8 protein-coding genes and 2 pseudogenes are annotated in these 12,134 nt (G+C 71.6%); 3 read left to right on the top strand and 7 right to left on the bottom strand.

From position 1 onward, the window contains the following. Positions 1 to 460: pseudogene (locus tag VF697_RS03445) on the bottom strand (hypothetical protein); the annotation flags it as partial. A gap of 279 nt (positions 461 to 739) precedes the next feature. On the opposite strand from VF697_RS03445, the gene VF697_RS03450 reads away from it, so the two are divergent. Next, positions 740 to 5,089 carry a DNA topoisomerase 3 gene (locus tag VF697_RS03450; RefSeq protein WP_331092030.1) on the top strand — a complete coding sequence of 1,450 codons (4,350 nt, stop codon included), beginning with the start codon at positions 740 to 742 and terminating at the stop codon, positions 5,087 to 5,089. 23 nt (positions 5,090 to 5,112) lie between these two features. Here VF697_RS03450 and VF697_RS03455 read toward each other — a convergent pair whose 3' ends face one another. Beyond that, positions 5,113 to 6,579 (bottom strand): phospholipase D-like domain-containing protein, encoded by a 1,467-nt coding sequence (locus VF697_RS03455; RefSeq protein WP_331092031.1) that lies wholly within the window; start codon positions 6,577 to 6,579, stop codon positions 5,113 to 5,115. Between the two features lie 147 nt (positions 6,580 to 6,726). On the opposite strand from VF697_RS03455, the gene VF697_RS03460 reads away from it, so the two are divergent. Continuing rightward, positions 6,727 to 7,770: a Rieske 2Fe-2S domain-containing protein gene (locus VF697_RS03460; protein WP_331092032.1), complete on the top strand. Its 1,044-nt coding sequence runs from the start codon at positions 6,727 to 6,729 to the stop codon at positions 7,768 to 7,770. A gap of 427 nt (positions 7,771 to 8,197) precedes the next feature. Beyond that, positions 8,198 to 8,998, top strand: a complete 801-nt coding sequence (locus VF697_RS03465) for a M57 family metalloprotease (RefSeq protein ID WP_331092033.1) — start codon at positions 8,198 to 8,200, stop codon at positions 8,996 to 8,998. A 97-nt stretch (positions 8,999 to 9,095) separates the two neighbouring features. On the opposite strand, the gene VF697_RS03470 is transcribed toward VF697_RS03465, so the two are convergent. The 5 genes and pseudogenes from VF697_RS03470 to VF697_RS03490 form a co-directional block, all read right to left on the bottom strand. Beyond that, positions 9,096 to 9,488: a DUF5335 family protein gene (locus VF697_RS03470; RefSeq protein ID WP_331092034.1), complete on the bottom strand. Its 393-nt coding sequence runs from the start codon at positions 9,486 to 9,488 to the stop codon at positions 9,096 to 9,098. Between the two features lie 148 nt (positions 9,489 to 9,636). Then, the gene (locus VF697_RS03475) at positions 9,637 to 10,068 is read right to left on the bottom strand and encodes a DUF5666 domain-containing protein (RefSeq protein ID WP_331092035.1); all 432 of its coding nucleotides are present in this window, start codon (positions 10,066 to 10,068) and stop codon (positions 9,637 to 9,639) included. Positions 10,069 to 10,283: 215 nt separating this feature from the next. After that, the gene (locus VF697_RS03480; RefSeq protein ID WP_331092036.1) at positions 10,284 to 10,829 is read right to left on the bottom strand and encodes a peptidase M23; all 546 of its coding nucleotides are present in this window, start codon (positions 10,827 to 10,829) and stop codon (positions 10,284 to 10,286) included. A gap of 69 nt (positions 10,830 to 10,898) precedes the next feature. Next, complete coding sequence (locus VF697_RS03485; protein WP_331092037.1) at positions 10,899 to 11,888, bottom strand: HEAT repeat domain-containing protein; 990 nt, start codon at positions 11,886 to 11,888, stop codon at positions 10,899 to 10,901. A 32-nt stretch (positions 11,889 to 11,920) separates the two neighbouring features. After that, positions 11,921 to 12,134: pseudogene (locus tag VF697_RS03490) on the bottom strand (HEAT repeat domain-containing protein); the annotation flags it as partial.

Raw genomic sequence — 12,134 nt, forward strand, 5'->3', positions numbered from 1 at the left:
AGCTATAGATGCCACCTTCGTCCACCACCTCGTCGAGGTCGTGGCTGTGCGCCGACTCCGGCGCCGGGTTCCCGGTACGGCGGCCCGGGCTGAAGCTCCAACCTCCGGCCAGCACGAGCGAGGCCTCCGCCAGACGCGGAGACACCGGCCGCACGGACGCGAGACAGGTCACCCCCGTGAGTGCCTCGCGCAGGGCGGCCGTCACCCCGGACTGCGTCAGCACCGCGAGCTGCGCGCGCTTCGCCCCCGCGAAGTACGCCACCCGTGGCACCTCCACCGTGCTCCCCCCCTCTTGCCCGGACTGCCCGGCCGTCCTCGACAGACGGACCAGGTTCCGGGTCACCGACGCGTCCGGCTCCCCCCCCGCATGCAGGATCAGCCCGGCCATCTCCCCGCCCGCCCGCTTCCCGTGGACCTGATGACGCGACGCCTTCATCCCGTTTTCGATCCTGAGCTGCATGGGTTCCTCCCCCCCTCGGCACGCTCGTGAGCGCCTCGGTGACGCGGGGGATAATGGCCAATCCCTGCTCGGGAGTTTTCCGCTCGGACGCCAACCGCTTGCATATGTGCGCCAAGCGGATGCGGAGCGGCGGGAGGCGTTTCGCGGCGACCCTCGAAATCCACCCGGGGTGCTTGCTTGCTCGCTCCACGAGCAGGCACTTTCACTGAACGGCCTTGCAGGTAGGGGCGGCATGTGGGGGGATGGTCGTGTCCGTTGGACGCGGTATGAGGGATGACCATGGGTGACGGAGGACGGGGCGTGCTGGCCGTGGTGGCGGAGAAGCCCTCCATGGCGCGCGACATCGCGCGGGCGCTGGGGGCTCGCGAGCAGGGCGAGGGGTGTTACCGGGGCAATGGCTACGTGGTGACGTGGGCCATCGGGCACCTGGTGGGACTGGCGCAGCCGCACGAGATGCGGCCCGAGTGGAAGCGCTGGCAGCGCGAGCTGCTGCCCATGCTGCCGCGCGACTGGCCGCTGGTGGTGGAGGACAAGACGGCCTCCCAGTTCCAGGTGGTGCGCCGGGTGATGACCGCGCCCGAGGTGGACGCCGTGGTGTGCGCCACGGACGCCGGGCGAGAGGGCGAGCTCATCTTCCGCTACATCTACGAGGCCGCCGGGTGCCGCAAGCCGGTGCGGCGGCTGTGGGTGAGCTCGCTGACGGAGAGCGCCATCCGCGAGGGCTTCCGCGCGCTCAAGCCGGGGCGCGACTACGACGGGCTGGCGGACGCGGCCAAGGGGCGCAGCCGGGCGGACTGGCTGGTGGGGATGAACCTGTCGCGCCTCTACACGCTGGCGGGCGGGGACACGCTCTCGGTGGGGCGGGTGCAGACGCCCACGCTGGCCATGGTGGTGGAGCGCGAGCTGGCCATCCGCGACTTCGTGCCCAAGGAGTACCTGGAGATTGTCGCCACCTTCGGTCCGGCGGACGCGCAGGGGCCCCAGGGCAGCTACCAGGGCACCTGGTTCCGCCCCGCCGAGCCGGGCAAGGAGAAGGAGTGGGACGCGCGCGAGGCCCGGCGCCTGCCCGCGGACGGCGAGGAGGCCAAGGCGGTGGTGGCGCGCGTGAAGGCGGGCCGCGCGGCCGTGGAGTCCGTCACCGCCGAGACGAAGCGGATGGCGGCGCCGCTGCTCTACGATTTGACGGAGCTGCAGCGCCACGCCAACCGCCTGTATGGCTACAGCGCCCAGCGCACCCTGGAGCTGGCGCAGGCGCTCTACGAGAAGCACAAGCTGTTGAGCTACCCCCGCACCGCCAGCCGGCACCTCTCGCAGTCGGTGGCGGAGACGCTGCCCGAGGTGGTGCGCGCCATCCGGGGGCCCTGGGAGGCGCTGCTCGCGCCCGGCACCGGGCAGAAGCCGCTGGGGCGCCGCTTCGTGGACGACGCGAAGGTGACGGACCACCACGCCATCATCCCCACGGCCATGTCGCCGGAGGGCGCGAAGCTCTCCCAGGACGAGCGGCGCATCTACGAGCTCGTCTGCCGCCGGCTGCTGGCGGCGTGGCACGAGGACTTCGTCTGGCTGGTGACGACCGTCATCACCGCCGTCACCTCGCCCGCCGTGGGGGAGGGCTCGCCCACGGTGGACCGCTTCCACAGCGCGGGCACCATGGTGGAGCGCGAGGGCTGGAAGGTGCTGGACGTGGGAGGCGGGCAGCGCGCCCCGAAGCCCCGCGACGCCGGGAAGAAGAAGGAGGGGGAGGGCGAGGCGGAGGAGCCCGAGGACGAGCAGGAGCTGCCGCCGGGGCTGACGAAGGGGCTGGCGCGCGCGGTGCGCGAGGCGAAGTCGGTGACGAAGCGGACGCGGCCCCCGTCCCGGCTCACGGACGCGAGCCTGCTCACGGCGATGGAGACGGCCGGGCGCGCGTTGGACGACAAGGAGCTGGCGGACGCGATGCGGGAGACGGGGCTGGGGACGCCCGCCACGCGCGCGGCCATCATCGAGACGCTGCTCGACCGCGGCTACCTCACGCGGCGGGGCAAGGCCTTCGAGGCGACGGAGAAGGGCATCGGGCTCATCCGGGTGGTGCATCCGGACGTGAAGAGCCCGGCGATGACGGGGCAGTGGGAGGCCTGGCTGCAGCGCATCGAGGGCGGCAGCGGAGACCTGGACTCCTTCCTCCGGGGCATCGAGGCCTACGTCATCGAGGTCGTGGGCAAGGTGCCCCCCACGCTTCCCATGCCGCCGCCCACCACGCCGCTGCTCCCGGCGGGCCCGCGTACGGCCGCGCTCCCCGCGGGCGCGGGTCCGGGGGCGGGTCCCTCCAGGTCCCGGAGCCCCCGGGCTTCCAGTGAGCTGACGCCGGCCCCCACGTCGTCGCGCAAGAACGCGGTGCTTCCCCTCGGGAACCTCGTCCGCCCCGAGCGCAAGCCCCGCGCGCCCACGCCACCGGACGCCCTGCGCGGACTGCTGAAGGAGGTCTACGGCTTCTCCGACTTCCGGCCGTACCAGGAGGCGGTGTGCCGCACGGCGACCGAGGGCAAGGACCTGCTGCTGGTGATGCCCACGGGCGCGGGCAAGTCGCTCTGCTACCAGTTGCCCGGCCTCGCGCGGGCGGGCACGACGCTCGTCATCAGCCCGCTCATCGCGCTCATGGAGGACCAGGTGGCGCGGCTGCAGTCGCTCGGACTGGCGGCGGAGCGCATCCACTCGGGACGGGACAGGGCCACGTCGCGCCAGGTGTGCGTGGACTACCTCGAGGGCCGGCTGGACTTCCTCTTCATCGCCCCCGAGCGGCTGGGCGTGCCGGGCTTCGTCGAGATGCTGGCCCGGCGCACGCCCTCGCTGGTGGCCGTGGACGAGGCGCACTGCATCTCGCAGTGGGGACATGACTTCCGTCCGGACTACCGGCTGCTCGGCACCCGCCTGCCGATGCTGCGCCCCGCGCCCGTCATCGCCCTCACCGCCACCGCGACGCCGGACGTGCAGCACGACATCGTCCAGCAGCTCGGGCTCCAGGGGCCGCGAGACAAGCCCGCCCGCACCTTCATCCACGGCTTCCGGCGCACCAACATCGCCATCGAGGTGCGCGAGCTCAACCCGAGCCAGCGCGGGGACGCCATCCGCGAGCTGCTCGCCGAGCCCGAGCACCGCCCGGCCATCGTCTACGCCGCCACGCGCAAGCACGCGGAGCGGTACGCGGAGGAGCTCGGCGCGGACTTCTCCACCGGCATGTACCACGCGGGCATGAGCGCCTCGGAGCGCGACTCGGTGCAGACGGCGTTCCTCGGGGGCCGGCTGGAGGTCATCGTCGCGACGACGGCCTTCGGCATGGGCATCGACAAGGCGGACGTGCGCACCGTGGTCCACGCCGCGCTGCCGGCCAGCCTGGAGGGCTACTACCAGGAGCTGGGCCGCGCGGGCCGAGATGGAAAGCCCTCGCGCGCCGTGCTGCTGCACTCCTTCATCGACCGGCGCACGCACGAGTTCTTCCACGAGCGCGACTACCCCGAGCCCTCCGTCCTCGAGCGCCTCTACCGGGCCGCCCGGGAGGAGCCGGAGCCCAAGGAGGCGCTCGCGGCCCGCTCGCGCGTGGCGTTGGACGGCTTCGACAAGGCGCTCGAGCAGCTGTGGATTCACGGCGGCGTGGAGGTGTCGCCGGACGAGTCCGTGCGCCGTGGGAAGCCCGGCTGGGCGGCCTCGTACTCGGCGCAGCGCGAGCACAAGCAGTCGCAGCTCGACCACATGGCCCGCTACGCCGAGTCCCACGGCTGCCGCATGCGGCACCTGGTGTCGCACTTTGGTGACTTGCAGGACTCGGGAGCGGCGTGCGGCCTGTGCGACGTCTGCGCGCCCGAGGCCTGTGCCACCCTGCGCTTCGGCGAGCCCTCCGACACCGAGGCCCAGGCGCTCACGCGCATCCTCGAGGCGCTCCATGAGCGCGACGCCCAGGCCACCGGCCGGCTCCACCGTGAGCTGTTCGGCGAGGCGCTGCCCCGTCGCGACTTCGAGCGGCTGCTCGGAGGCCTCGTGCGCGCCGGGCTCGTGCGCCTGTCCGAGGACACCTTCGAGAAGGACGGCCAGAGCATCACCTTCCAGCGCGTGACGCTCACGCCCGAGGGCCGGCGCACGCACGAGCCCGCTCCGGGACAGGTGCAGCTGCCCCGGCCTCCGGACGAGGCCCCCGCGCGGAAGCGCCGCGGCTCCAAGGCCAAGGGCTCGCGCACCAAGGGCTCCAAGGAGGGCCGCTCGCGCCGGACCTCACGCGGCAAGGCCGCCGCCTCCTCCACCTGGTCCAAGGTCGAGTACGAGGGCGACATGGCGGAGCGGGTGACGGCGCCTCGGCCCCCTCGGGGCCGGGAGGCCCTCGCGCGGGCGCTGGATCGCTCCCGGCGCAGTGGGGCGACGCTCGGCGTGGGCTCGGCCTCGCCCCAGCTGGTGGAGGCCCTGCGCTCGTGGCGGCTCGCCGAGGCCCGCAAGCGCCGGGTGCCCGCCTTCCGCATCCTCACCGATGCGGTGCTCGGCGCCATCGCCACCGCGCGCCCCCGGGACGGCGCGGCGCTGGAGCGCATCCATGGCGTGGGCCCCAAGCTCACCGAGCGCTACGGCGACACCATTCTCGCGCTCGTCGGCCGCGAGTCGTCCTGAGGCCCCGTCGACGACCGAGGCGCCTACAGGTACGGTGAGAGCAGCCGCGCCACCCCATCCCTCAGGCGGATGGGGAGCGAGCGGCCCTTCAGCTCCTCCAGGGTGAGGAGCCGGGCGCGCGTGAGCCGCTCGTCGATGACGGCGTCCAGGCGCGTGGCGAGCTCCGGGTCGTAGCACTCCACGTTGAACTCGAAGTTGAGCCGCAGCGAGCGCGGGTCCCAGTTGGCCGAGCCCACCAGCGACCAGGCGCCATCCACCACCATCAGCTTGGTGTGGTCGAAGGGGGGCGCGGTGAGGAAGACGCGGCAGTTGGGGCGCATCACCTGCCAGAGCTGCGCGGTGGAGGCCCACTGCACCACCGGGAGGTTGAGCTTCTCGGGCAGCACCACGTCCACCCGCACGCCCCGCAGCGCCGCCACGTTGAGCGCCATGATGAGCGCCGGGTCCGGGATGAAGTAGGGCGTGACGATGCGCACCGTGCTGCGCGCGCACGCCAGCGCTCCCAGCAGCGTCCAGCGCACCGTCTCGAAGTCCTCGTCCGGGCCGTCCGGAATCCCCCGGGCGAACACGGGCCCGGCGGGCTCCAGCGGCGGAAACCACGCCTCCCCCTTCAGGCGCTCCTTCGTGGTGAAGACCCAGTCCTCGGCGAACGTCTCCTGCAACTGCCCCACCACCGGCCCCTCCACCCGGAAGTGCAGGTCCTTCGCGTCGCCGTGGCCGGGCAGGAAGTGCTCGCGGATGTTCATCCCCCCGGTGAAGCCCACCCGCCCATCCACCACCAGCAGCTTGCGGTGGTTGCGCAGGTTCATGAAGGGCAGGCGCGCGGGGAAGAAGAGGGTGGGGAGGAAGCGCGCCACGCGCACCCCGGCGCGGCGCAGGCGACCGGTGACGGGGGGCCAGTGGTAGCGCGCCCCCAGCGCGTCGATGAGCACGCGCACCTGCACCCCGCGCTTCACCGCTCGCCCGAGCGCGTCCACGAAGCGCCCGCCCGCCTCGTCGTTGTCGAAGATGTAGCTGCACAGCGAGATGGAGGTGCGCGCCGCGTCGATGGCCTCCAGCATGGCCGGGTAGGCGCCCACGCCCGCCTCCAGCGGGACGAGCCGGTTGCCTGGCAGCAGGGGGCGGTGGTGAATCACCTCGTCCACCAGGCGGGCGAGCGGGGCGAGATGCGCGGCCGGAGGCACCGCCGTCGTCAGCGTCTCGGGGGTGCAGGCAGGCACACCCGATTGGGGCGGGAACTGGGCGTGCTCCTGGCGCAGGGCCAGGGCGCGGGAGCGGCGGCGGATGCGGTTGATGCCCAGCACCAGGTACAGCACCACGCCCACCAGGGGAACCAGCCACACCAGCCCCACCCAGGCCACCGCGGCGCGCACGTCCCGCTTGCGCAGCACCGCGTGTCCGGAGGCCAGGACATTGGCCAGCACCGTGAACACCGCCGCCACGTGGGGCCAGATGGCCAGGAGCAGCGATTCCAGCGCCTCTTGCGTCATCCACCCTCCGCCCGGCCGCTTCGGGGCGGGGCAGGGGGACAGTATGTACACGCTCCCCGAGGCGTGGCGGGCAGGCGGGGGGGCTTCGTCCAGCATCCTTCAGAGGTAGTCCCGGAGGGGCGCATATAGTGCGGGGTCATGGAGCCCATGCCCGACGTCACCCGCTTCTTCCACCCCGTCCTGGCCGCGCGGAAGCTGCGTGGGAAGCCGGTGCGCGTGGAGCTCGCCGGCCGCGCCTATGTCCTCTTCCGCGATGGCCAGGGCCGCGCTGCCGCGCTCGCGGACGCCTGCCCCCACCGCTTCGCACCGCTGTCCGCCGGCCGCGTCACCCCCGAGGGCCAGCTCGAGTGCCCCTACCACGGCTGGCGCTTCGACGCCGACGGCCACGGCCGCAGCCCCAGCCAGCCCGACCTCAAGAAGTGCGACGCGCGCGCCTTCCAGCTCGTCGAGCGCTACGACTCCCTCTGGCTCGCCGCGCGCGAGGCGCCTGCCTCCGCCTTCCCCGACTTCGCCCCCCCGGGCTACGACTTCAACGGCGCCTTCTCCATGCTCTTCCACGCGCCGCTGCACGTGGCGCTCGACAACTTCAGCGAGGACGAGCACACGCCCTTCGTCCACACCCGCCTGGGGTGGAACCGGGACCAGACGAAGGACATCCAGTACGAGGCCCACAACTTCGAGGACCGCACCGAGGTGCACTACAGCGCCCCCCAGCGGCCCTCGTACCTCATCCCGGTGCTGCTGCTGCGCAACGGCGACGTCTTCCACAACCGCTGGGTGACGCGCTTCGACCCGGTGCGCACCGACTACACCATCTCCTGGACGAGCCCCTCCGGCCAGCCACGCCCCTTCCTCAACCGCGCCGTCATCTTCTTCGTGCCGGAGACGGCGCGTACCACGCGCCTGCATGTCTTCTCCTTCGTTCAGCTCCAGGACGAGCGGCTGCGCCCGCTGCTGCCGGTGGTGCGCCGGGCCGCGCTCGCCCTGGCCTGGTACGAGGTCCGCGACGACGCCCGCTTCATCCCCCTGGTGGCCGACACGCCCTACACCATGAAGGGCATGCGCCTGGGCAAGTACGACAAGCCCCTCATCCACCACCGCAAGCTGCTCGAGCGCATCTACTTCGCCCAGGGTGACGCCAGCGCCCCGCCCCAGCCGCTGAAGAAGGTGCCCGAGGCCGCCAACGGGTAGGCCCCGCGCCCCTCGCAGGTGACGTCCGGGCCGGGGATGCACACCCTCTCCTCTCGGGGGAGGGCGCTTTCCCGGTCCTTCCAGGGTTTCCTCGTGTGGGGAGTCCTCCGCCGTTGTGGTGCGTGAGGCCCCTGTCCGATTGCGGCACAGGACCGTCCGAGAGTTGGACGGTGAGCATCCTGCGCGCACAACTCTCGGAAATCCCAAGGGTTTGTTCGGAAAACGTCAGGACTCTTTACGCGGAAACCAGGGCTGGCTGGAGCATCCATGCTCCACAGCCTTTCGCGTTATGACGGCTAAGTCCTGATTTTCCGAGGAGCCGGGCTCTTGGCCCGCCGGTTGCTCTAGGGCCCGGCGCGCGGTCGAGGCTGGTACCCCCAGGCGACCCCGTCCCCAAACCTTGCTGTCCCCCGAAAAGGAAACTCCCATGCGCAAGCTTTCCATGGCGTTGCTGGCTGGCGTTGCTCTGGTTGGTTGCGGTGGCCCCGAGGCCGCCGAGCAGAAGATCCCGACGTTCGAGGAGTTCCAGGCCTCGGCCATCCCGTCCGAGGGCGACGTGTTCGTCGTCAACGGCGACGAGGCCGTCGAGGGCGTCGAGGGGCTGCGCGCGTACTATGACAACTTCGTCGCCAACGGCGACGTGGGCAGCACCGAGGGCGGCCTGGCCGTGTACTACAGCGGCGCCGACATCAAGTGGAGCAGCACCCAGGCCCGTAACCTCACCTACTGCGTGAGCTCCTCCTCCTTCGGCACCCGCTACAGCACCGTCGTGAGCGCGATGAACAGCGCGGCCGCGGCGTGGGAGGCCGCCACCCTGGGCGTCAACTTCGTGCACTCCAGCAGCTACGACTCCAACTGCACCGCGACGCAGACGGGCGTGCTCTTCGACGTGCGCCAGACGAGCGACACGAGCTTCCTGGCCCGCGCCTTCTTCCCGAACTCCAGCCGCTCGGGCCGCAACGTGCTCATCAGCACCAGCGCCTTCGGCAGCATCGCGCCCTGGACCCTCACCGGCGTGCTCCGTCACGAGCTGGGCCACGTGCTCGGCTTCCGCCACGAGCACACCCGCCTCACCAGCACCGGCTGCTACGAGGACTCCGCCTGGCGCGGCCTGACCAGCTACGACTCGTACTCCGTCATGCACTACCCCCAGTGCAACGGCAGCCAGACGGGCGACCTCGTGCTGACCACCATGGACAAGACCGGCGTGAAGGCGCTGTACCCGTAATCCGTCCGCTCGCTTGAGCTGACAGGGGCCGGGGATGCACTCCTCCTTGCGGAGGGGGGGCGTCTCCGGCCTCTTCGTTTTTCCGCTGCGTGGGCCCTCACATGCCCGGCATCATCGCCTCCGGCATCATCACCTCCTCGGGCAGCGACATGGGCTCGAAGAAGATGAGCGTCTTCATCTGGTCCGAGCCCTGGATGTCGATGCACTCGATCTCCCCGCTGTCGCTCTCCGCGGCGTAGAGGTGCGCCGGCTCGAGAATCCGGTGGGTGATCTCCTCGCCCGGACGCCCCACCGTCACCTCGATGACGCCCTCCGCACTGCCCTTCTCCGCGAGCGAGATGTCCACCAGCGGTAGACGCCCGGCCACCGTCTGCTCCCCGAGGTCCGGGGCCGCGGCCTCGACGCGCACCCAGTGGTCGCGCTCGACGGTGCTCACGAGGGTGAGGTAATCGGCCCACCCGTCCCGGGGAATCTCTCGTGTGTGGTGCATTGGCGTGCCTCCGGTGTCCAGTCCGCGTTGAGGGTTCTCTCCAAGCGTAAGGACGCCGGGAAGCGGCGCCAGCGCTCCCCCCGCGAATGGAGACGGGACGAGCGGCGGGGCCCCGGTATGCCGCCCGCCCGGCGTGAATCCAGGCGACTCACTTCCGCTGGGGGCTCGAGGCCTTCGGGAAGAGCTCCACCGTGGTGGCCTCGTACTGGCCGTTCAGCTCGTCATAGGAGGCGCGCACCTGCGAGCCCTCCTGGAGCTGGCCCCGGTCCGCCTGCTGGCCCCGGCTGACGAAGCGGGTGTCCGCGTCCAGCGCGAGCGTCATGGTGGTGCCGCCCTTGTCCTGCACCGTGACGCTGTTGCCGGCCACGCCCGTCACCGTCCCGTAGATTTCCTGGTCCGCCAGGTCCTCGCCGCCGAGGACCTCGGGGCTCTGCTCGGCGACGCGGTCATTCTCGCCCATGCGGCCGCGCTCCACCGACGCCACGCCCTTGTCCTGCGCGCTCTCGTTGCCGCCCTTGGTGCAGCCGGGGGCGAGACCGAGCAGGGCCACCGCCGTCAGACTCCACGTCCACTTGTGCATGGCCATTGGCTCCTTGCCGCCGGGCTCCGACGGCTCCTTTGGACACAAGGTGGGGAGCCGGAGCGAGCGGGCACAACGGGAGCGGGCGTGGAGCAGGGGGTTGCTCGCTTGTCTGGCGGGCGCACGGCCGGGCCTCGAGCCCTCGAGAGGGCGAGCCACGGGCCGGTGGGGAACTGCCCCGCTCGTCAACCAGGAGAGCGGGGCAGGTGAGACGATTACAGCGAGGGGTAGCCGACCACGTTGCCGCAGTAGGCGCTGGAGCCGCAGGTGGTGCCCGCGTTCACGTACCAGGCGGACGTGCGGGTGCCGTACGAGCGGTTGTCGGAGTGCACGTGCGCGCCCGTGGAGTTACCGGTGGAGCCCACGAGGCCCAGCGCGCAGCCGTCGCACGTCTTGGTGCTGGAGCTGGCGTTGGAGTTGATGTGGAGCTGGCGGAAGTCCCAGCCGTTGGCGCCGGTGACGACGTAGTAGTTGCCCGCGCCGCCGTTGCACGTGGTGCCGCCGCTGCAGTTGTTCGCACAGCCGCCGTAGTAGCGGTAGTAGAAGCTGCCGGCCAGCATGGCGCGGTGGTTCCACTCGCTGCACGTGCCGTTGCTCATGTCGAGCGCGGTGTGGCTGCTGCCCGAGCACGAGTAGTACGTCGTCGAGCCCACGCGGGCCGCGGTGTCGCAGATGGCGCCCTTGGCGGTGGCGGCGGACGCCACACCGGCGAAGCCCGCGACGAGCGCGGCGGCGGCGTACATCATGTTCTTCACGTTCATACTGCCTCCTGGGGGGTTGGGTTGCACTGCATGGGGGTACTGCCTTGAGGCTGTTGGAGCGGGGCCGCGCTACTTGCGGATGCGCTGCTTCTCTCGGAGCAGCAGGCTCCACTCCTGCAGGTTGAGGTTGAGCGCGCTCAGCCAGGCGTCGATCTCCGGATCCATCGCGGGCGCCACGCCGCGCAGCGACTGGAGCGTGGGCCTGGCGCCGGACATGCCCAGGCGCACCAGCCCCTCGAGGGCGGCCTTGCGCACGGCGGGGTCCTTCTCGTTGCGGTAGAGCTCGACGAGGGAGCCGGTGGCCCCGGCGGACTCAGGTCCCGGCACCCCGCCGAGCGCCGTGGCGGAGGCGGCGCGCAGGGTGGGGTTCTCCGCGCGCAGCTGGCCGGTGAGCTTGCGCACCGTCTCGGAGCCCACCTGCTCCATGGACACCTCGCGCAGCAGCTTCGCGGCCAGCTCCGGGTCGGACGAGGCCAGCGCGGTGTTCACCGCCGTCTCGGACACAGCCTTGTCATGGCCGAAGTACACCTTGGCGTTCTCGTCCAGGAGGTTGCCCACCACCGCCTCGCGCACCGCGGGCGAGGTGTCGCGGATGAGCTGCTCGTACGTCACCACGTTGCCGTTCTTGGCCATCAGGTCCACCGAGCCGGTGGCGCGCAGCCCCTTCACCGCCGCGGCCCGCAGGTTCGGGTCGGCGTCTCCCTGCGCCCGTTGCAGCAGCGGCTGCACCAGGGTGGGGTCCTCGGCGAAGCTCGCCTTGGAAGCCAGCGCCTTGCCCAGCGCCTCCAGCACGTCGGGCTCGCGCTCCTGCTCCACCGCCGCGAGCAGCTCCTCGGGCGGCATGGCCTTGGCGGCCATCTTCAACTGCTCCAGCGCGTACCGGCGGTAGGCCGGCGAGCCCGTCTTCAGGGCCCCGCGCAGCTCCTGCATCATGCCGCCGAGGGAGCACGTCGTCTGCTGCAGCGGCAGCGCGCTGCCCTGCTGCGCCCCCGCCGCGGCCGGCAGCAGGCAGGTGGCGGTCGCGAGCAGCGCCGCGCGCCAGGTGGAAGAGCGGGTCATGCGAATCTTTCCTTCAGAAGGGAGGGGGCTCATCAGTGCGGTGCTCCCTCTTCCATGAGGCAGCTGTGACGCTCCTCCACGCCCATCCAGATGCGGGAGAAGTCCACCGTGCCCTCGGCGTAGAGTCGCTGGAAGTTCTGGTAGTCCTGCAGGAAGCGGGGATCCTGCGCGGCCATCTGCTGCAGCAGCGGCAGCGCGCCACGGCCCGCGGCCCGGACGGCGAAGCGGAAGAGGGCCCAGCGCACG

Origin of the sequence: Archangium sp. (genome assembly GCF_036388035.1) — a bacterium.
Taxonomy (GTDB): domain Bacteria; phylum Myxococcota; class Myxococcia; order Myxococcales; family Myxococcaceae; genus Archangium.